The 20,363-nt window shown below is 67.3% G+C and carries 15 protein-coding genes; 10 read left to right on the forward strand and 5 right to left on the reverse strand.

The genetic code is table 11. From position 1 onward, the window contains the following. Position 1 precedes the first annotated feature (1 nt). From V9K97_RS21625 to V9K97_RS21635, 3 genes are read right to left on the reverse strand one after another with little or no spacing between them, the layout of a single operon-like run. Positions 2–814: a PP2C family protein-serine/threonine phosphatase gene (locus V9K97_RS21625; protein ID WP_337320574.1), complete on the reverse strand. Its 813-nt coding sequence runs from the start codon at positions 812–814 to the stop codon at positions 2–4. Further along, a complete protein-coding gene (gene tagH, locus V9K97_RS21630; protein WP_337320576.1) occupies positions 807–2,771 on the reverse strand; it encodes a type VI secretion system-associated FHA domain protein TagH in 1,965 nt (654 codons plus the stop codon). Before tagH ends, V9K97_RS21625 begins: the two co-directional genes overlap by 8 nt. Positions 2,772–2,829: 58 nt before the next feature. Next, positions 2,830–3,129, reverse strand: a complete 300-nt coding sequence (locus V9K97_RS21635; protein ID WP_258503395.1) for a TssQ family T6SS-associated lipoprotein — start codon at positions 3,127–3,129, stop codon at positions 2,830–2,832. A 237-nt stretch (positions 3,130–3,366) separates the two neighbouring features. Between V9K97_RS21635 and tssJ the strand changes: the two genes are divergently transcribed. The 6 genes from tssJ (at position 3,367) to V9K97_RS21665 (ending at position 13,301) form a co-directional block, all read left to right on the forward strand. Beyond that, positions 3,367–3,882 carry a type VI secretion system lipoprotein TssJ gene (tssJ, locus tag V9K97_RS21640; protein ID WP_337320579.1) on the forward strand — a complete coding sequence of 172 codons (516 nt, stop codon included), beginning with the start codon at positions 3,367–3,369 and terminating at the stop codon, positions 3,880–3,882. A 158-nt stretch (positions 3,883–4,040) separates the two neighbouring features. Continuing rightward, positions 4,041–5,420 (forward strand): type VI secretion system baseplate subunit TssK, encoded by a 1,380-nt coding sequence (gene tssK / locus V9K97_RS21645; RefSeq protein WP_157611342.1) that lies wholly within the window; start codon positions 4,041–4,043, stop codon positions 5,418–5,420. A gap of 8 nt (positions 5,421–5,428) precedes the next feature. Next, positions 5,429–6,826, forward strand: a complete 1,398-nt coding sequence (locus tag V9K97_RS21650) for a DotU family type VI secretion system protein (RefSeq protein ID WP_337296651.1) — start codon at positions 5,429–5,431, stop codon at positions 6,824–6,826. After that, on the forward strand, positions 6,826–10,461 hold the full coding sequence (tssM, locus tag V9K97_RS21655; RefSeq protein ID WP_337320581.1) for a type VI secretion system membrane subunit TssM: 3,636 nt from the start codon (positions 6,826–6,828) through the stop codon (positions 10,459–10,461). Before V9K97_RS21650 ends, tssM begins: the two co-directional genes overlap by 1 nt. A gap of 1 nt (position 10,462) precedes the next feature. Then, positions 10,463–11,185, forward strand: coding sequence for a type VI secretion system-associated protein TagF (gene tagF, locus V9K97_RS21660; RefSeq protein ID WP_258503400.1), 723 nt, complete (start codon positions 10,463–10,465; stop codon positions 11,183–11,185). Between the two features lie 31 nt (positions 11,186–11,216). Next, a complete protein-coding gene (locus V9K97_RS21665; RefSeq protein WP_337320583.1) occupies positions 11,217–13,301 on the forward strand; it encodes a serine/threonine protein kinase in 2,085 nt (694 codons plus the stop codon). On the opposite strand, the gene V9K97_RS21670 is transcribed toward V9K97_RS21665, so the two are convergent. Further along, complete coding sequence (locus V9K97_RS21670; RefSeq protein ID WP_337320585.1) at positions 13,294–14,526, reverse strand: MFS transporter; 1,233 nt, start codon at positions 14,524–14,526, stop codon at positions 13,294–13,296. The genes V9K97_RS21665 and V9K97_RS21670 overlap by 8 nt on opposite strands. 10 nt (positions 14,527–14,536) lie before the next feature. Beyond that, positions 14,537–16,084 (reverse strand): YifB family Mg chelatase-like AAA ATPase, encoded by a 1,548-nt coding sequence (locus V9K97_RS21675; RefSeq protein ID WP_337320587.1) that lies wholly within the window; start codon positions 16,082–16,084, stop codon positions 14,537–14,539. 215 nt (positions 16,085–16,299) lie between these two features. Here V9K97_RS21675 and V9K97_RS21680 point away from each other — a divergent pair, with 215 nt between their 5' ends. The 4 genes from V9K97_RS21680 (at position 16,300) to V9K97_RS21695 (ending at position 20,271) form a co-directional block, all read left to right on the forward strand. Beyond that, positions 16,300–17,124 carry a TorF family putative porin gene (locus V9K97_RS21680; RefSeq protein ID WP_258503407.1) on the forward strand — a complete coding sequence of 275 codons (825 nt, stop codon included), beginning with the start codon at positions 16,300–16,302 and terminating at the stop codon, positions 17,122–17,124. A gap of 69 nt (positions 17,125–17,193) precedes the next feature. Further along, entirely contained in the window at positions 17,194–17,532 is a 339-nt protein-coding gene (gene glnK / locus V9K97_RS21685; RefSeq protein ID WP_007833403.1) for a P-II family nitrogen regulator, read from the forward strand. Positions 17,533–17,553: 21 nt separating this feature from the next. Then, a complete protein-coding gene (locus tag V9K97_RS21690; protein ID WP_337320589.1) occupies positions 17,554–19,092 on the forward strand; it encodes an ammonium transporter in 1,539 nt (512 codons plus the stop codon). Positions 19,093–19,338: 246 nt separating this feature from the next. Beyond that, a complete protein-coding gene (locus tag V9K97_RS21695) occupies positions 19,339–20,271 on the forward strand; it encodes an SMP-30/gluconolactonase/LRE family protein (protein ID WP_337320591.1) in 933 nt (310 codons plus the stop codon). Positions 20,272–20,363 lie beyond the last annotated feature (92 nt).

Below are 20,363 nucleotides of genomic sequence, written 5' to 3' on the forward strand. Positions count from 1 at the left end.
GCTAGACGGCTGCGCGCACCGTCGCCGTCCCAGCCAGCGTCACCTGCTGCGGAAACCCCACCCACACGGCCAGCGCCGAGTAGTTGTCGCGCGATTCGTCGGCCTTGGCTTCGGCCGCGCGCCGCAGCAGTGCGAGCCACTCTTCGGCGCTGTCGGCGAGCTGCAGCGAGCGTTCCATCACTTGCTGCGAAATAAGCTGCCACAACCCGTCCGTGCACAGCAGGAATGCATCGCCGTCGGCGAGCCGCTGCGGCGTCGACACAGTGGTTTCCGCCGTCGCCCTTGCGCCGAGCGCGCGGTACAGCAAATTGGTTTTCACCAGCCGCTCGCCGCCATTGGCTCCGTTGCCCAGCGCAGCCTCGCCGGAGCGCTCCGACAGGCTGTGGTCTTCGGTGCGCTGCATCAGCGCGCCGCGGCGAAACCAGTAGAGGCGGCTGTCGCCCACGTGGGCCCAGCAGGCCTGGCCGCTGGTGCGGTCGACGAAGAGCGAGACGATGGTCGCGCTCATCTTGCTCTGGTCGGCAAGCTCCCGCTGCTTGGCAAGGATGGCGTCGTTGGCGGCTTTTACCGCGTGCTGGATGTCTTCTTTTTCGACCGACGGGTTGTCGACGAAGGTGTTGAGCGCGGTGTCGACCGCAATGCGCGCGGCCAGCTCGCCGCCCGCGTTGCCGCCCACGCCGTCGCTCACGACGAAGCAGGCGTTGTATTCGTCGAGGTGATAGCCGATGGCGTCCTGGTTGCCGCTGCGTTCGCCCACGCAGGAGAACTGCGAGGTGGAAATTGGAACCGCGAAAGCACGGGTGGTTTCAAGCACGGCGTGCCTCCTTCAGTCGTTCCATTTCCTTGTCGTAGGCCTGCTGGAAGGCGCGGCCGAAGACGGCCTGGAAATCATCCTCGACCGCCGCCGTGGTTTCCGCATGCAGCTTTTGAAGCTGGCGCCACAGGCGCGCCTCGCGGCCACCGGGCAGCAGCTTTTCGCCAAGGCCGCCGTCGTGCGGCGTGGCGTCGTTCAGTGCGGTGGGGTCGAAGCGCTTGAGCACGGTGAGCAGCGCGGCGCGCATGCCAGCCACCATGCCGAGCTGGTGCGACTGCAGGTCGCCGAGCGCGTCGTGCACGGCGGCTTCGGGCGACAGGAAGCCGGGCATGCGGGCGCCGAACATCTGCATCAGTACGGCGCGGCCGTTGGGAAGAATCTTGAACGGGTTGTTTTCCTCGTCGACGATCATCGTGATCTCGGCACGCACTTCGCGCTTGAGCATGGCGCGCGACGAGAGCAGCTCGATGGTGCCGTCGGTGAACGCGCGCATGAGCCGGCCGAGTCGCCGCATGGCTTCCGCGTCCAGCGGCTGCTGGCCGGCGACGTCGGGTACGCCGGCGCCTTCGAGAAAGGCCCTGAAGAGATCGTCCGACGAGGATGACGGCGATGTGGGCGCTGCCAGCGGCGCAGCTGCGGTGGCCACCGGCGAGGGGACAGCCAGCGGGGGAGCGACAGCCTGGGGCGGCGGCATCGTCGCTGGCTCAGGCGGTGCGGCAGGTTTCGATGCCGATACTGCTGGTGCTGGTGCTGGTGCTGGTGCTGGTGCTGGTGCTGGTGCTGGTGGCGGCGCCTCCACCGGCACTGCAGCCACCTCCGCTTTCTTCGGCTTCGCGGCAGGCGGCGGATCGAAGGCCACCGGGTTCGGCGGCCTGAACTGCGCGGACACTTCGCGCGCATGGTTCGAATGGCTGTGTCCTTGCGGCGCGGCGACCGGCCTGGCCAGCAGGTCGAGTGCGGGATGCACCTCGCGCAGCGGGTCTTCTTGGGTCAGCGCGGTCGGGCGCGGATCGGAAAGCGGCGAGGGCGCGTTGCTGTCGGCGGCAAAGAAAGAGAGCGGGTCCACGCCGCGCTTCAGCGCCACGTCGGACATGTCGGTGGCCGCGTGGGGATTCAGTTCGGAGAGTGGATCGACCGGGTTCCTGCGCGCCTGCGAAGGCAGCTCGAAAGGTTCGTGCGCCATGGGGTCGGGCATCGGCTCGGGCGCGCTCTTTTCGCGGCGCGGCGCATTGGCGAGGATGGCGTCCCAGTCAGCCGCGGAGGGAATCTGCGAGGCGCTCGGGCGAGCACTCACCGGCGATGGCGATGGCACCGGTACAAGCGGTGCAAGCGGTGAAGCAAACGCAGGTGCGGCAGCAGGCATCGCCGGCAACGGCGCGGCCACAGGAGCCTCAGCGCGCGGCGGTGGCGGCGGTGGTGATGTGGGCGGCGGCATTGCCACAGTGACAGGTTGTGCATCGCCGATGGGCAGTGCGCCCGCGCCGAAAAGGTCGGAGAACACGTCGGAAACCGGCGCCGCCGGCAGCAGCGAATCCATGGGCGCCTGCGCCATTGCACTGGGCGCGGGGACATCGCGCATCGGCGCGGCGGGTGGAGATGGCATGGGCACCGCAGCCGCGACAGGTGCGACTGCGGCCGTGCGATGGCCGCTTGCCGCTTCGAGCACGTAGCTCCCGATGGTCACGCGGTCGCCATCGGCCACTGGCGATTCTTCCTCGTGCTGCAGCGTGCGTCCGTTCACGCTGATGGGCAGCACCGCGCTCATGTTGCGAAGCACCTCGACGCCCTGCTCGTCGAAACGCACGGTGGCCTGCAGGCGCGAGATCTGACGCTGCTCGTCGGGCAGCACCAGGTGGTTGTCGGGGCTGCGCCCGATGGTTCCGCCCGGCGCAGCGAGCAAGGCCGAAGGCCCTGATGTCACCGGCTTGCCGGCATGTTCGATCACCGTCCAACGCATGGCATCTCCGTGTTCATGTCGAGCTGCGGTGTGCTGCCGCTCAGAGCGCTGCAGGCGCTCAACGCTTCATCCGCTTGGCAGCCTCGAACGCGGGGCCCCACACCGGGTGCTTGCGTTCGGCAACGCTCAGGTCGAAGTTGGGAAAAGCATCAAGCAGCTTGCGAAACTGCGTGCGGCATTCGGGCACCTGGTTGGCCACACAGTAGCTGAACGCCTCGAGCTTCATCGCGTCGAGCCGCGTGCCGGGCTCTGCCGCGTCGAACACCGAGACGCCGCCGCTCTTCAGCGTGGTCACGGCCTTGGCATAGTCGCCTTCGTCATACGCCTGCTGGGCGCGTTCGAGCGTGGTGCGTGCCACTTGCTGGCTCAGGCGTTCGGGTTGCGGCGGTTCGGGCGGAGGCGTGGTGGTGCAACCGGCAGCGACAAATAAGGTGAGCGCCAAAGCAGGCAGACATGACTTCAATCTTCTCTCCAACCTTGCGAAAGGCAATGAAAGGCAATGCTTGATAAGACTCGCGATGTTGCACGAGATATGCGACTCCGTACGTGCGCACGACTTCGATAATATAGGCCGCGAACCATTGAGGGAGATCCCATGCATCGACGAACCTTGCTTCAAGGCGCACTTGCAACCGCACCGTTGTTTGGTGGCCTCAGTGGATGCGCATCGACGGCGAAGTCATTGCCCACACCCTATGCAGTCACCATTCGCATCGACGATGGCGTCAACCCCGACGGGCGCGGCCAGCCGGCGCCGATTCTCGTCAAAGTCTTCGAACTGAAATCTTCCGGTAACTTCGAGACGGCAGACTACTTTGCACTACAGGACCGTGACCGCGAAACGCTTCTGACAGAGCTCGTGAACGCCGACCAGGCCATCATGCGCAGCGGCGAAGAGCGTGTCTTCAAGCGCGAAGCAGGACTCGACTCGCGTGCCATCGGCATCATTGCCGGCTATCGCAAGCTGGAGACTTCGCGCTGGCGAATCGTCTTGCCGCTCAAGGAGCCGAAGCAAACCAATCTCTACAAGGTGTGGCAGTTTTCGCCGAGCGAGCAAAGCGTGCGCGTCGCCATTCGCAAGACGGGCATCGAGTTACTACCAAGTCGTTAATTTCTCTGCTTTGTAGCTAAAAAGTGCGAGCAATTCGCACGAGAAATTCGGTGCAAAACGTAAGAAGCGCCGTGTAGCATCAGAGAAAAATAATGATCAATCGGGAGGGCGTCAGCAAGCGCCTCCCGCTTCAGTGTGGGCACTCCCCAGGAGGTTCTTTGGTGACAGTTCGCAATCCGGGCGCCGGCAGGCAGGGCGCCCATCCGCAGGCGTTGGCGAATCGTGTGGTGTGGTCCGAAGGCATGTACCTGCGGCCCCAGCATTTCCAGCAGCTGGAACGCTATGTCGAGCAGTACGTCACTCGCCGCACGGCGGGCCTGCAAGGTGCCTACTGGGGATGGCTTCACCTGGACATCGACCGCGATGCCTATGCGCTCGGCCGCGTGTCGTTGCTTGGCGGTGCCGGCGTGCTGCCCGACGGCACACCGTTCTCGTTCGGCGCCGAAGATGCGCCGCTTCCTTATGAAGTGCCGAGCGACCTGACCGACGAACTCATCGTGCTTGCATTGCCGCTGCGCCGCACCGGCAGCGAAGAAGTCATCTTCTCGGAAGACGAAGGATCGGCCGCGCGTTTCGGCGTGATCGAGCGCGAAGTGGCCGACGGCAACGCCGTGGCGCTCGGCCCCGCGGTGCTGCAGCTCGCAAAGCCGCGCCTGCGCCTGGCGCGCGCATCGTCGCTGTCGGCGGAGTGGCAGGCCATTGGCGCGGTGCGCGTGATCGAGCGCCGCACCGACCACAAGCTGGTGGTCGATGCCAACTACATTCCGCCGGTGCTCGATGCCTCGGCCCACGCCATGCTGCGCAGCATGATCGCCGAGCTGCATGGCCTGCTCACGCAGCGCTCCGAAGCCTTGGCATCGCGCCTTTCGCAGCCCGGCCGCGGCGGCGTGAGCGAGGTGTCGGACTTTCTTTTGCTGGAGCTGGTCAACCGCTATCTCGCAACCACCTGGCATGCGCAGCAGGCGGTGCAGGTGCACCCCGAGCAGCTGTTCACCGATTGGCTCAAGCTGGCCTGCCACCTGGCCACGCACACATCGCCCACGCGGCGCCCTGTGGTGTGGCCGGTGTACGACCACGACAACCTCAATGAAAGCATCCGGCCGTTGATGGAAGAGCTGCGGCGCTCGCTCTCGGCGGTGCTCGAGCAGAGCGCCATCGCCATCGAGCTCGAAGAGCGCAGCCACGGCGTGCGCGTGGGCCGCATGCCCGACCCGGTGCTGGTGCGCAACGCGGGCTTCGTGCTCGCGGTGCATGCGGACCTGCCCGCGGACGCCATCCAGCAGCGCTTTCCCACGCAGGTCAAGATCGGCTCGGTCGAGCGCATTCGCGACCTGGTGCAGCTGCAGCTGCCCGGCGTCACGGTGCGGCCGCTGCCGGTGGCGCCGCGGCAGATTCCATACAACGCGGGCTACCACTACTTCGAGCTCGACAAGACCGGCGACATGTGGCGCCAGCTCGAGAAATCGGGCGGCGTTGCAATGCACCTGGCCGGCGACTTTCCAGGCTTGGCCATGGAGTTCTGGGCCATTCGTCCGTGAGGGACCCTATGAACGGTGTCAACGACATGGCTGTCGGTCCGGGTGGCTTCGTGCCTCCGAACCCGGGCGGCGGCAACAACGGCAATAGCGGCCACGGTGGCGGCATTGGCAATGGAGACGCAGCGGGCATGTCCCCGGCATCGCGCGGCCTCGGCCAGCAGCCCCAGTCATTCACCGCATGGCACGACGCGCGGCGTCCGCATGCGGGCGACACGGCGCTCGCGGGCAACAACCCGCTCGTCGCGGCGGCCAACCCGCTGCTCGACCTGATTCCACAGATTCGCGCCACGGGCCACCACGACGCGCCCGCGCAACTGCGCGAGCACCTGGTCGACGAAGTCAGGCGCTTCGAAACACGCGCGCAGCAAAGCGGCATTGCGCCCGAGGTGATCATCGGTGCGCGCTACTGCCTGTGCACCGCGGTCGACGAGGCGGCCGCGCTCACGCCGTGGGGCGGCAGCATCTGGTCGTCGCAGAGCCTGCTCGTGATGTTCCACAACGAGACCTGGGGCGGCGAAAAGTTCTTCCAGTTGCTGTCGCGCCTGGTGCAGAACCCCCAGCAGCATCTGCAGCTCATCGAGCTCATCTACTTCTGCCTGGCCATGGGCTTCGAAGGGCGTTTCCGCGTCATCGACAACGGGCGCACGCAGCTTGAAACGCTCAAACAGCGCCTGCTGCAGATCATTCGGCAGACGCGCGGAGAAATTGCCGTGCCGCTGTCTCCGCACTGGCAGGACGCAAGCGCGCCGGTGCGCCGCACGCGCAACTGGCTGCCGCTGTGGGCCGTGGGCGCCGTGGCGGCGGTGCTGCTGGTGTTGGTGTTCGGTGTGCTCACCTTCAGCCTGGCCGGCCGCTCCGACGGTGCGTTCTCGGCCGTGAACGCGGTGCGCCTGCCGCAGACCGCGCGTGCGGTCGCCTTGCCGGCGCCGCAGCCGCGCCTGCAGCGTTTTCTCGAACCCGAGATCCGCGACGGTTTGCTGACCGTGCGCGACGAGGCCGACCGCAGCGTGGTGGTGCTGCGCGGCGACGGCCTGTTCGCATCGGGCTCCGACCGCGTGCTCGACCGTTATGCGCCCGTGCTCGCGCGCGTGGCCGATGCGCTCAATTCGGTGGAAGGCAACGTGCTGATCAGCGGCTTCAGCGACGACCAGCCGATTCGCAGCGTGCGCTTTCCGTCCAACTGGCAGCTCTCGCAGGCGCGCGCCGATGCCGTCAAGAAGATGATTGCCACGCGTGTCACGCGGCCCGAGCGCCTGCGCGCCGAAGGCCGGGGCGATGCCGACCCGCTGGTACCCAACGACTCACCCGCCAACCGTGCACGCAACCGGCGTGTGGAAGTGACGCTGCTCGTGGCGCCCGTGGCAGGCGGTGCCAACGCCACAGCGCCGCAGGGAGGAGCCCGCTGATGCTGCGCGCGATTTTCCGTTTTCTCGTGAGCCGCGACCTGTGGGTCTTTTTCGGTCTGCTGGCTGTCGCGTTCCTGATCTGGGTCATCGGCCCCGTCATTGCGGTGGGCCGCTACCGGCCGTTCGAAAGCGAGTTCGTCCGCATCGTGGTCATCGCGCTGATGTTCACGATCTGGATTGCGCGGGTGCTCTACCGCAAGTGGCGCGAGCGGCGGCTCAACGCGCAACTGCTCAACCAGCTGCGCACTCCCACCGCGAAAGAAAAGGCTGCCAAGCCCGAAGACGCGCCCGAGATCAAGGAGCTGCAAAGCGGCTTCACCGATGCCACGGCCATATTGAAGAACATGCGCTTCGGCTCGGGTGCCGAAGGCAAGGCCGCGGGCCGCTTTGCGGTGTTCGACCGGCAGTACCTGTACCAGCTGCCCTGGTACATCTTCATCGGTGCGCCGGGCTCGGGCAAGACCACCGCGCTGGTCAACTCCGACCTCGACTTTCCGCTGGCCGACCAGCTCGGCAAGGCCGCGGTGCGCGGCATTGGCGGCACGCGCAACTGCGACTGGTGGTTCACCAACGAGGCGGTGCTCATCGACACCGCCGGGCGCTACACCACGCACGAGAGCAACCGCGAAACCGACGAGAGCGAGTGGAAGGGCTTTCTCGACCTGCTGAAGAAGTTCAGGCCGCGCCAGCCGATCAACGGCGCGATTCTCACCATCAGCATTGCCGACCTGCCCCTGGCCGACGACGCACAGCGCGCGCGCCACGCCATGGCGCTGCGCAAGCGGCTGCTCGAGCTGCGCAACGACCTGGGCATCAACTTTCCGGTGTACGTGCTGGTCACCAAGACCGACTTGCTGGCCGGCTTCAACGAGTACTTCGGCTCGCTGGGCCGGGCCGAGCGCTCGCAGGTGTGGGGCTTTACCTTCCCCATCGATGCCAACCCGGCGGACCCGGCCAAAGCCGACCTGCGCGAACGCTTCCACCAGGAATACAAGCTGCTCCACCAGCGCCTGGACGAGCGCCTGCCCGAGTTGCTGGCGGCCGAGCCCGACCAGATGCGCCGCGCGCAGGCCTACCTGCTGCCGCAGCAGTTCGCAAGCTTCGAGGACATCCTGGGCACCTTCCTGGCCGACGTGTTCAACCCCTCGAAGTTCGAAGTCGCGCCGATGCTGCGCGGCGTGTACTTCACCAGCGGCACGCAGGAGGGCACCGCCTTCGACCGCGTGATGGGCGCCATCAAGCGCTACCTGCAGGTCAACGCGCCGCCGGCGCCGCCGCCGGGTCCTGGAAAGAGCTACTTTTTGAAGGAGCTGCTGCAGCAGGTGATCTTCCGCGACGCGGGCGTGGCCGGCACCAACCTGAGCTGGTATCGGCGCAAGCGGGCCATCGACCTGGCCGGCTACAGCCTGATCGGCGTGCTGCTGGTGGTGTTGCTGGGCGCCTGCGTGAACAGCTGGCGCAACAACAGCGACTACGTGGCCGAGGTCGACAACAACGCGAAGGCCTTCAACAAGGCCGCGGCCCGTGGCGAGCTGCCGACGGTGGTCGATTCGAACAGCGACATCGCCAGCTCGCTGCTGGTGCTCGACCGGCTGCGCGACCTGCCCAAGTCGAGCCAGTTCGACATCGGCGATCCGCCGGTGAGCTACCGCTTCGGCCTTTACCAGGGCGACAAGCTGCAGGCCGCAACCGATGGCGTCTACCAGCGCGCGCTCGAAAGCGTGCTGCTGCCGCAGGCGGCCCAGCGCGTGGAGCAGGCGCTGCGCGAAGCCTCGAAGACCGATGCCGAATACAGCTACGAGGCGCTCAAGGCCTATCTCATGCTGTATGACGCCGAGCGCTATGACGCCGACTTTCTGCAGGCCTGGCTGCTCACCGACGTCGACCGCAAGATCGGCGCTGCCCTCACGCGCGAGCAGCGCGCCAATCTCGAGACGCATCTGCAGGCGCTGTTCGCGGGGCGCGTGGTGACATCGCCCTTTGCCAAGGACGACCGGCTCGTGATCGAGACGCGCGACCGCCTGGCCGGCGTGCCGCTGGCGCAGCGATCCTATGCGCGGCTGCGGCGCATCCTGCTGCAGACCAGCCCGCCCAACGCGTTCAGCATTGCGGAGGCGGCGGGGGCCGAGTCGGCGCTGGTCATCAAGCGCGCAAGCGGCAAGCCGCTGACCGACGGCATCCCGACGCTGTTCACCTACCGCGGCTACTGGGACATCTTCGACAAGCGCATGGCGGAAACCACGCTTGCGCTCGAGCAGGAAGACCGCTGGGTGCTGCAGATCCGCGCACCGGGCATGACCGACATCACGTCGCGCGAGCTGCTGCTGCGCGAGGTGCGCCGGCTGTATCTCACCGACTACATCCGCATCTGGGACGAGTACCTGGCCGACGTCCGCCTGGCCGACAGCCGCTCGCTGCTGCAGAGCATCCAGATGACGCGCGTGCTCTCGACCTCGGAGTCGCCGATGTCGCGCCTCATTCGCGGCGCAGCGCGCGAGACCGACCTGCTGCGCAACCACGACGAGGCCGCGCGCAGCCTGCTCGACCAGGCGCAGAACCGTGTGGCCAGCACGCGTGAGCGCATCGAACAACTCATCGGCCAGCCCGACGGCAGCCAGCGCCGCAACACCGCGCCGGACCGGCCCGAGTCGCTGGTGGACAACCACTTTGCGCCGCTGCGCCGCATGGTGACCGCGCCCAAGGCCGGCGGTCAGGCGCCCATCGACGCGACCGCGGCGCTCATCAACGAACTCTACACTTTCCTTACCGCCACCGACACCGCCTTGCGCAGCGGCAACATTCCGCCGTCGGGCGACGCGGTCACCAAGGTGCAGGCGGAGGCGGGCCGCCTGCCGGTGCCGTTCCAGGGCATGCTGAACGATCTCTCGGCCACCGCGTCGTCCAAGGCCGCGGCCGTGACGCGGCAGAACATCGGTCAGAGCGCGGCGGCCACCATCGGCCAGTTCTGCAACCAGGCCATTGCGGGGCGCTATCCGTTTTCGCGCGGCTCCAACCGCGATGTGGCGGCCGGCGACTTTGCGCAGCTGTTTTCGCCGGGCGGCATGATGGACGACTTCTTCCAGAAGAACCTCGCTTCGCAGGTCGACACCTCCGTTAACCCATGGGCCTTCAAGAAGGGCGTGGACGGCAGTTCGCCGGGGCGCTCGTCGTATCTCGACTCGTTCCAGAAGGCGCAGGCGATCCGCGATGTGTTCTTTACCGGCATGGCCGGCGGACGCACGCCGTCGTTCACCATCGACATCCGGCCCGAGGACATGGACGCCGCGCTCACCCAGTTCACGCTCGACATCGACGGGCAGACGGTGCGCTATGCACATGGCCCGCAGGCGCCCAGCACCGTGAAGTGGCCCGGCCCGCGCAACAGCAACCAGGTGCGGCTGCAGGTGACCACCGCCAACGGCACGCCGGCCGGCGGCATCGTGACCGAAGGGCCGTGGGCGCTGCACCGGCTTTTCGACAAGGCCTCGGTCTCGGCCGGCAGGTCGCCCGAGTCGTTCAATGCGACCTTCGACATGCAGGGCAAGAAGGTGGTGCTGGCGGTGACCGCGAACAGCGTCTACAACCCGCTGCGGCTGAGCCAGATGAGCGGATTCTCATGCCCGGGAAAGTCGTGACATGAACAGCGGCTTTCCTTCGCCGCACGCGTGGGTGCCGGCCGACGAGCAGATCGGCTGGTACGGTAAGCTGCCCGCGGCGGGTGACTTTCTTTATCGGCGCATGCCACGCGAGCTGCAGGCCTGGTGGGACCGCTGGATGCAGAACGGACTGGGTTCTTTCAAGCGCTGGCCCGACGCCATGACGCGGCACTACGTTGTCGCGCCAGTGTGGAACTTTGCGATTCCGGCCACCCAGGGCGTGGACGCGGTGCAGTTCGGCTGCATTGCGCCAAGTTGCGACCGGGTGGGGCGCTACTACCCCGTGTGCGTGACGGTGCAGGTGGCGGCATCGGGCTATCGGCCTTCCATGCTCGAAGGCTCGGCCGCGTGGTACTGGCAGTGCGGCACCGCCTTGCTGCAGGCCATTCGCCACAGCGTGGCGCCCGACCAGTTCGATCAGCAGGTGCTGGCTGCCGCACATGGCGGGTTCCAAACCGCGAGCGGCGGCTCGGACGACATCCTGTCGATCCTCGGGCCCGCGGCCGGCGGCGCCGGCGCAGCGGCGCAGCAGCGGCTGGGCTGGCCCGAGCTTCCGCTGTGCTTTGATGCATTCGGAAGCACCAGCTACTGGTGGACCAACCAGGCGGATGGCTCGCCGCTGCGCACCGCCGCGCATGGCGGGGGCCTGAACACGCCATTGTTTTCGAAGTTGTTTTCACAGGGGCATGTGCCATGGGCATGAGTAATGAGACCCCCGCCGCGGGAGGAGATGCATGACGACCAACGCCAGCAGCAGCGCGCCGGCCGATCCACAGGAGCGGCCGCATCCGCTGGGCACGGGCCACAGGCTGGACGAGTTCGAGCTGCTCGAAGTGATCGGCGAAGGCGGCTTCGGCATCGTCTACCGCGCCTACGACCACTCGCTGCAGCGCGAGGTGGCCATCAAGGAATACATGCCTTCGATGCTCGCGCGCCGCGTGGGCGACGACAGCGTGCATGTGCGTTCCGACCGGCTCACCGCCACCTTCCAGGCGGGACTGCGCAGCTTCATCAACGAGGCGCGCACCCTCGCGCAGTTCAGCCATCCGGCGCTGGTGCGGGTGCATCGCTTCTGGGAGGCGAACAGCACCGCCTACATGGCCATCCAGCTGTATCGCGGCCGCACGCTGCGCCGGCTGGCCGAGGAAGAGCCGTCGAAGATCACCGAGGCCTGGCTGCTCGGCATGCTGGGCCCGCTGCTCGGCGCGCTCGAAACGCTGCACCGCAGCCAGTGCTTTCACCGCGACATCGCGCCCGACAACATCTTCATCCAGCAGGACGACCTGCCGGTGCTGCTCGACTTCGGCGCGGCGCGCAAGTCGATTGCCGACCTGGTCGACGAAGTGGCGGTGATGGTGAAGTCGGGCTATTCGCCCATCGAGCAGTACGCCGACGACAACACGTTGCTGCAGGGCGCGTGGACCGATCTTTATGCGCTGGGCGCCGTGCTGTACCGCGCGGTCACGGGGAATCCGCCGCCTTCGGCCGTGGTGCGCAGCGTGCAGGACGCGTATGTGCCGCTGTCTTCGCTCGGCCGCAGCGACCTGAGCCCGGCGTTCTGCGCCGCGGTCGATCACACGCTGGCGGTGCACAGCAAGGACCGCACGCAAACCGTGGCGGCGTTCGCGGCCGAGCTGGGCCTGGCCAAGCTCGGCGACACCTATGTGAGCGGGCTGGCGGCGCCGAGGGTGATTGTTCCTCCACCTGCCAAGGGCGCGCCCGCGGTGGTGCCGGAGCCGCAAAGGGCCGCGCCCGCACCGGCGCCCGCCGTTGTGAAGGAGACCGCTGCATTGGCCGGCACGGTACGCGCCGAAGCCGCCTCGCCCGAACCGGTCAAGCCCAGGCCGCCGCAGCCCGAGGCCAGCCCGGAGAGGGCTCCCGTGCCTCCACCCAAGGCCGCCGCACCGCGCGAAACCGCCCCCGCGCGCGCGGCAACGGCCGCTGCCAAGCCGCCGTCTTCGCCCGCCAGGAAATCGTCGCAGCCGCCATGGAAGCTGGTCGGCGTGCTGGTGATCGCACTGGTGGCCGTGGGCGGCTGGATCGGCCTGCACCTGAGCTCCGGCCGGCAGGAAACATCGACCGCCATGGTGCCGGTGCCGCCGCCTTCGGGGCCGATGTCCGCCGACGCACCCCCCCCGGCCGTGCCGCCGGGCGAAAGCGCGCCGGGTGGAAACGTGGCGACCGCACCTGGTGGCGCCACGCCGCCCGCGCCGGCGGCCAGTGCGCCGGCCGGTTCGCTGACACCGCTGGACAACGTGCCGGTGATTGCGCCCGTGCCTGCGGCCCCTCCCACGGCGGCCGTGCCGCCCACGGCCACTACCCTGGCCGCACCGACCGCACCGACCACACCGCCGGAGCCCGCGCTCGCCACCTCCGAAGTCGAAGACTGGAACCTGGCCCAGGCCGAGAACACGCGCGAAGGCTACGAGGCTTACCTGCGCCGGTACCGCCGCGGCCTGCATGCACGCGAGGCGCGCAACGCCATCGCCGAGCTGAACCGGCTCTCGCCCACCATCCCCGCAGCCCCCGGCACCACGCCGACCAATGCGGTTCCCACCGTGGTGGCTGGTGGCGCCACGCCGCCTGCGCCGCCGGCCGCTCCGCCCGGCAACGGGCGCGTGGTGCTCAACATCCGTCCCTGGGGCCAGGTGTTCGTCGACGGTGCCGACCGCGGCGTGAGCCCGCCGCTCAAGTCACTGTCGTTGCGGCCAGGCATCTACAACATCGAAGTGCGCAACGGCGACCTCGATGTGTACCGGCAGCGCGTGACGGTGCAGGACAGCCGCTCGGCGCCCGTGGTCAGCCACGAGTTCAAGTAGCAGGCGTGCCCGGCACGCGGCGCCAGCGCTGCGCGCCGACCAGCGCCAGCACCGCGACGACGCTGGCCGCCAGCAGCACCCAGAGGCCCAGCGTGTAGCCGGTGCCCGGCTGCCACAGCACGCCGAGCATCAGCGGCGCCAGGGCGCGGGCGATGGCGCTCGGCAGCCCCAATGCACCGTTGAGCGTGGCGACGTGATCGCGGTTCACGTATTGAGCAATCGCGGTGCCCTTCACGATGGTGAGCATGCCGTTGCCCATGCCGTAGAAAAACACGAACAGCAGCGCCGCGCCCGGATGGCCCGCGCCCGCAAGCAATGCGAGCAGGCCGAGCGGAATCAGGCAGGGAATCAGCCGGTTCGCCAGATGCAGGTCGAAGTGGTGCTCGAAGAAATAAAGTAACGCGCGCCCCAGCACCTGCACCAGCCCGATGCTCGCGGGCACGGCAATGGCCCACGATTCGCTGAGCCCCGCGCCGCGCAGCAGGCTCACCATGTGCGGCGGCAACGCGGCCGTGACCGCCATCAGCAACACGGTGAAAACGCCCACCAGCAGGAACGGGGCGGTGCGCATGTAGTGGCTTGCGGGCGCAACGGCCGCCGCTTCGCCTGCGCGGGGCCGCCCGGCTTTCGAACCCGCCGCGGGAGCGGGCGCATGCCGCAGCACCCGCGCATGCAGCGGCGCGCAAATGAAAAGGTGAATGGCCGCGAGCACCCACAGGGCATGGCGCCAGCCGAGCTCCGCTATGAGCCAGGCCACGAGCGGAATGAACACAGTGCTCGCCAGCCCGCCGAGAAAAGTCAGCGTGATGATCGCGCGGCGAAAGTCATGCGGAAAGCGCCGCGTGACGATGGAGAACGCAGGGCTGTAGAGCGTGGCCGCCAGCCCCGCGCCGAGCAGCGTCCAGGCCGCGTAGAAGCCCAGGGCGCTGTGCACCATGCTCTGGACCAGCAGGCCGGCCACGATGACCAGCGAGCCGCCCGTCATTACCGCCCGCTCATGGCCGCGGTCGATCCAGCGGCCCACCGGCCATGCCAGTGCGCCTTCGGCCAGCAGCGCAAGGCTGAACGCCAGCGACGACTGCGCCCGGCTCAATCCCAGCTCGCGCTCGACCGGCTCCATCAGCAGCGCGAAGCCATAGAAGACGCTGCCCCAGGTGATGAGCTGGCCGAGCGAAAGCCACCCGACCATGCGGCGGTCGTAGGGCGTTGGGGCGGGTGTATTCACTGCTGGAGAGTCAGTTTCGCAACCCCCGACGGTACTGCACCGCCTCCGCCACATGCACAGCCTGCACCGATTCGGCGCCAGCCAGGTCAGCCACCGTGCGCGCCACCTTGAGCGCGCGGTGCGTGCTGCGCGCCGACCAGCCGAGCTTGGCTGCGGCGTTGACCATGAACTTGCGCGCGGCCTCGTCCAGCGCGGCGTGCTGGTCGATGGCGCCGGCCTGCAGTGCCTGGTTCGGGCTGCCTTGGCGCTGCACCGCAAAGTTGCGCGCGGCGACCACGCGGGCGCGGATGCTGCCGGTCGCCTCGCCGGCCGGCGCACCGAGCAGTTGGTGCGCCGATACCGCGGGCACTTCGATGTGCAGGTCGATGCGATCGAGCAGAGGGCCGCTGAGCTTGCTCTGGTAGCGCGAAACTTGGTCTGGCGTGCAGCGGCAGGCTTTCAGCGCCGAACCCTGGTAGCCGCAAGGGCAGGGGTTCATGGCCGCAATGAGCTGGAAGCGCGCGGGAAACTCGGCGCGCCGGGCGGCCCGCGCAATGGTGATGGTGCCGGTTTCGAGCGGCTCGCGCAGCGCCTCGAGGGCGGACCTTGCGAACTCCGGAAACTCGTCGAGAAAGAGAACGCCGTGGTGCGCCTGCGAGATTTCGCCCGGCCGCGGAGGGGAGCCGCCGCCCACCAGCGCCACCGCGCTGGACGTGTGGTGCGGCGCAGAAGTCGGCCGGCTCATCCAACGCTCGGTCGAGAAGCTGCCGCCCAGGCTGGCGACCGCCGCGGTCTCCAGCGCCTCGTCGATGCTCATGGGCGGCAGCAGCCCGGCAAAGCGCTGCGCCAGCATTGACTTGCCCGAGCCCGGCTCGCCGACCATCAGCAGGCTGTGCCCGCCTGCGGCGGCGATTTCGAGCGCGCGCTTGGCGCTCGCATGGCCTTTTACGTCGGACAGGTCGGCATACAGGGGCGCGGCCCCGGCCGCAGCGGCGTGGATGCGGGCCCAGCCGTCCGCGCCGGGCGGCCCGGCTGGCTCGGCCTGCTGTGCGGCGGCGTCTGCCGGCATGAAGCGCTGCACCACGTCCAGCAGGTGCCTGGCGCCGTACACCTCGCCGCCGGGCACCAGGGCCGCTTCCTTCGCGCTTTCGGTGGGCAGCACCAGCCGTGTCGCGATGCCGCGGGTGTGCAGCGCAAGCGCCATGGCCAGCGCGCCGCGCACGGGCCGAAGCTCGCCTGAAAGGGAGAGCTCGCCGGCAAACTCGTGCCCCGCGAGGCCGGCGGCCTGGATCTGCCCGCTGGCGGCCAGGATGCCGAGCGCGATGGGCAGGTCGAACCGGCCGGAGTCCTTGGGCAGGTCTGCCGGCGCGAGGTTGACAGTGATCCGTTTGTTATTTGGAAACTCGAGGCCGGCGTTCTGGATGGCCGAGCGCACGCGCTCGCGCGCTTCCTTGACTTCGGTTTCGGCCAGCCCGACCAGCGTAAAACTGGGCAGGCCGTTCGCCAGATGCACCTCGACCGTGACACTGGCCGCTTCCAGCCCAAGCAAAGCGCGGCTTTGCACCAAAGACAAGCTCATTCTTATTACTCTCCCCATTATGGTGCGCCCGTTTTTGGTCGGGCTTGTGCACCGCGGCGCCCGGAAGGGCGTCGCACCTGAACACTCTTGTAACTTTTCAAGCGGATTGCGGATGACGGGGCCGCCGCCTCTCGGCTGGAAGAACGAGCACTTTGGCACGCTCCCTGCTATGAGACGGTGTCCCCCAACTATCCAACCAACTCCGAGGAGTCTCGATGATGCACCGTAAATTCGCCCAGGCAGTGGCCGTGGCCGGCCTTGCAGTCCTGCCGATGCTGGCGAGCGCCCAGCTCTCGGGGAATGTGGCCCTGACCAGCAACTACAAGTTCCGCGGCCAGGACCAGGACATGATCGGGAACAACGACTACGCCAAGACCAAGGGCTTCAAGCCCGCCATCCAGGGCGGCTTCGACTACGCCTTCGGCGAAAGCGGCTTCTATGTGGGCAACTGGAACTCCAGCGTCAACTGGCTCCAGGGCAACAGCATCGAGAGCGATCTCTACGGCGGCTACAAGTTCAAGGCCGGCCCGTTCGACCTGGACGTGGGCGCGCTGACCTACATCTACCCGGGCAACTCCATCGGCAACACCACCGAGCTGTACGGCGCGGGCACCTGGGCCGACGAAGCCATCGGCTCGTTCACCCTGAAGTACTCGCACACGGTCTCCAAGGACTACTTCGGCTACGCCGGCTACAAGTCGGGCTCGGGCCTGAAGGGCCGCAACACCGGCTACCTGAACCTGGCCTACAGCAAGGAAATCGTGCCCAAGCTCACGCTGAAGGCGGCCGTGGGCTACACGCACATGTCCAGCGACATTCGCAGCCTGGGCTACAAGAGCTACGTGGACTACAACGTGGGCGTGTCGTATGACTTCGGCAACGGTCTGGCACTGGCCGGCTCGGTGCAGGGCGCCAACAAGAAGAGCTCTTACCTCGCGCTGAGCAACCCGGGCGTGGACTTCGGCTTCGGCCCGATCGGCGAGCAGTACTACTCGCCCAACAAGGCGCGCTTCATCGTTACGCTCAGCAAGACCCTGTAAGCAGGCACAAGAACAAGGTGCGGCCCAAGCTGCCGCACCATTCATCCATCCAAGAAGGAGAAAGTCATCATGAAGCTGGTCACAGCCATCATCAAACCGTTCAAGCTCGACGAAGTGCGCGAAGCACTGTCGGCCATCGGCGTGCAAGGCATCACGGTCACGGAGGTCAAGGGATTCGGTCGCCAGAAGGGCCACACCGAGCTGTACCGCGGCGCCGAGTACGTGGTCGACTTCCTGCCCAAGGTCAAGATCGAAGCGGCGGTGTCCGACGACCTCGTCGACCGCGTGATCGAAGCCGTCGAAGGCGCTGCCCGCACCGGCAAGATCGGCGACGGCAAGATTTTTGTCTACAACCTCGAGCAGGTCGTTCGCATCCGCACCGGTGAAACCGGCCGCGAAGCCCTCTGATCAGCCCGGAAAAAAACAACCATGAAAAAACTGCTTGTTTCTCTTGCGCTCGGCTTGAGCGTGCTCGCTGCCGGCACCGCCTCGTTCGCACAGGCGCCGGCGGCTGAAGCGCCGGCTGCCACGGCACCGGCTGCAACCGCCCCGGCTCCCGCTGCAGCCCCCGCGGCCGCGGCACCTGCCGCCGCCCCCGCTGCTGCTGCTGCCGAAGCAGCACCCGCCGCGGCTCCCGCTCCTTCGTTCAACAAGGGTGACACCAGCTGGATGATGCTGTCCACGCTGCTCGTCATCATGATGACCATTCCCGGCCTGGCGCTGTTCTACGGCGGCCTGGTCCGCAGCAAGAACATGCTGTCGGTGCTCATGCAGGTGATGGTCACCTTCTCGCTGATCGTCGTGCTGTGGCTCATCTATGGCTACAGCCTGGCGTTCACCGAGGGGAATGCCTTCATCGGCGGCTTCGACCGGCTCTTCATGAAGGGCGTGTTCGATCCGGCCACCGGCGTGTTCGCACCGGGCGCCACCTTCAGCAAGGGTGTGTATATCCCCGAGCTGCTGTTCGCCGCCTTCCAGGCCACGTTCGCCGGCATTACCTGCTGCCTGATCGTGGGTGCCTTTGCAGAGCGCGCCAAGTTCTCGGCCGTGCTGCTGTTCATGGTGATCTGGTTCACCTTCAGCTATGCGCCGCTGGCCCACATGGTCTGGTTCTGGCTTGGCCCTGACGCCTACACCGCCGCCAGCGTGGTGGATGCCAACAACGCCAAGGCCGGCCTGATCTGGCAATGGGGCGCGCTCGACTTCGCGGGCGGCACCGTGGTGCACATCAATGCGGCCGTTGCAGGCCTGGTCGGCGCGTACGTCATCGGCAAGCGCGTCGGCTACGGCAAGGAAGCCTTCACGCCTCACTCGCTCACGCTCACCATGGTCGGCGCCTCGCTGCTGTGGGTCGGCTGGTTCGGTTTCAACGCAGGTTCGGCCCTCGAAGCCGGCACCAGCGCCGTGCTCGCCTTCATGAACACCTTTACCGCCACCGCAGCAGCAGTGCTTGCATGGTGCATCGGTGAAGCGCTGATGCGCGGCAAGGCCTCGATGCTGGGTGCCGCTTCGGGCGCCGTGGCAGGCCTCGTGGCCATCACCCCGGCCGCCGGCAACGTCGGCCTGATGGGCGCCATCATCATCGGCTTCATCGCCGGCTTCGCCTGCCTCTGGGGCGTCAACGGCCTCAAGAAGCTGCTCGGCGCGGACGACTCGCTCGACGTGTTCGGCGTGCACGGTGTCGGCGGTATCGTCGGCGCGCTGCTCACCGGCGTGTTCAACACCCAGGCTCTCGGCGGCCCCGGCCTCGTGGGCGACTGGGTCACGGCCAGCATCGTGTCCAACGGCATCGGTGCGCAAGTCTGGATCCAGCTCAAGGGCGTGCTGCTGACCATCGTCTGGTCTGGCGTGGTGGCGTTCATCGCCTTCAAGATCGCCGACCTCACCATCGGCCTGCGTGTGTCGGAAGAAGAAGAGCGCGAAGGCCTCGACATCTCCTCGCACGGCGAGACCGCATATAACCGTTAACCCCCCAGTCTTCGCGCACTTCGTGTCGCTTCGCCAACCCCCCTGCTGGGGGCAACACCAGAGGCCCGGCAAAGCCGGTTCCTCGGTGTTCCACGAAGGGGGCATACGACGCGAAGACTGCTTATAAGAACTACACGGACAAATTTTTTCAGCAAGGTCTCCTTTGGATGTTCAGCCCGCGAGCGCTTCGGCGTCAGCGGGCTTTTTTTTTGGCCTGCGGGGGAGCGGATGCACAATGCCGGGATCATGTGGACCACCCTCGAAGACAGCCTTTGCGAGCTCGGCGAATCGCCGTTCTGGCACCCGAACGAACGCTCGCTTTACTGGCTCGACATTCCGGGGCGCGCGGTGCTGCGCACGCGCGGGGAAATCGGCACGCCCGGTGCCAAGGTGGAGCGCTGGGCCCTGGCCACCGAGCCAGGTTGCATGGCTCCGGCGCGAAGCGGCGGGTTGGTGATTGCACTGCGCGACGGCATTTACCGCGCGCGCGAATGGGGCGGTGAACTGGTTGCGGTGGCGCGTGTGGAGCACGACGCGCGCACCATGCGCTTCAACGACGGAAAATGCGATGCGCTGGGCCGCTTCTGGGCCGGCTCGCTCAACGAGGCCAAGGACAAGGCCAATGCCGCGCTCTATTGCTTCGATGCCCGCACCGACACCGGTGTGTCGCCCACGTTGACGCAAATGGCCAACGAGTCCACCACCGGCAACGGGCTCGCGTTCTCGCCCGACGCACGCACGCTCTACTGGGCCGACACCGCCGCGCATGTGGTGTGCGCCTGGGACTGGGACACCGAGGCCAATTCGCTTTCGCGTGCCCGCGTGTTTCATCAATTCGAGCACAAGCCCCAAGGCTGGACCCCCGATTCGCCCGTGCGCTACCAAGGCCGCCCCGATGGCGCGACGGTCGATTCGGAAGGCCACTACTGGGTCGCGATGTTCGAAGGGGCACAGCTGCTGCGCTTCGCGCCGTCCGGTGAAATCGTGGCTTCTGTTCCCGTTCCTGTTCAGTGCCCGACCATGCCGTGCTTTGGCGGCGACGACCTGAAGACGCTCTTCGTCACCAGCGGGCGCAAGGGCCGGCCTGCTGCAGAGATCGAGCGGTTGCCTGCATCGGGTACGGTGATTTCCATGCGCGTCGATGTGCCTGGATTGCCTGTCAGCTTCTTTGAGGACTGAGATGGGTCATTCAGTGGGCGCACCCGCCGACGGGGTACCTTTCTCCGCGAATGTCCCCCGGCCTGCGGCCTCCTCCTTTATTTCGCTGCGCA

The organism is Variovorax sp. CCNWLW186 (assembly GCF_037203865.1).
GTDB lineage: Bacteria > Pseudomonadota > Gammaproteobacteria > Burkholderiales > Burkholderiaceae_C > Variovorax.

Excerpts from the sequence above, each read along its gene's own strand:
- glnK (WP_007833403.1), top strand. The coding sequence starts at position 17,194 with ATGAAGCTGGTCACAGCCATCATCAAACCGTTCAAGCTCGACGAAGTG.
- tssJ (WP_337320579.1), top strand. The coding sequence starts at position 3,367 with ATGCATCGACGAACCTTGCTTCAAGGCGCACTTGCAACCGCACCGTTG.
- tagF (WP_258503400.1), top strand. The coding sequence starts at position 10,463 with ATGAACAGCGGCTTTCCTTCGCCGCACGCGTGGGTGCCGGCCGACGAG.
- tssM (WP_337320581.1), top strand. The coding sequence starts at position 6,826 with ATGCTGCGCGCGATTTTCCGTTTTCTCGTGAGCCGCGACCTGTGGGTC.
- V9K97_RS21665 (WP_337320583.1), top strand. The coding sequence starts at position 11,217 with ATGACGACCAACGCCAGCAGCAGCGCGCCGGCCGATCCACAGGAGCGG.
- V9K97_RS21650 (WP_337296651.1), top strand. The coding sequence starts at position 5,429 with ATGAACGGTGTCAACGACATGGCTGTCGGTCCGGGTGGCTTCGTGCCT.
- V9K97_RS21675 (WP_337320587.1), bottom strand. The coding sequence starts at position 16,084 with ATGAGCTTGTCTTTGGTGCAAAGCCGCGCTTTGCTTGGGCTGGAAGCG.
- tagH (WP_337320576.1), bottom strand. The coding sequence starts at position 2,771 with ATGCGTTGGACGGTGATCGAACATGCCGGCAAGCCGGTGACATCAGGG.
- V9K97_RS21680 (WP_258503407.1), top strand. The coding sequence starts at position 16,300 with ATGATGCACCGTAAATTCGCCCAGGCAGTGGCCGTGGCCGGCCTTGCA.
- V9K97_RS21695 (WP_337320591.1), top strand. The coding sequence starts at position 19,339 with ATGTGGACCACCCTCGAAGACAGCCTTTGCGAGCTCGGCGAATCGCCG.
- V9K97_RS21690 (WP_337320589.1), top strand. The coding sequence starts at position 17,554 with ATGAAAAAACTGCTTGTTTCTCTTGCGCTCGGCTTGAGCGTGCTCGCT.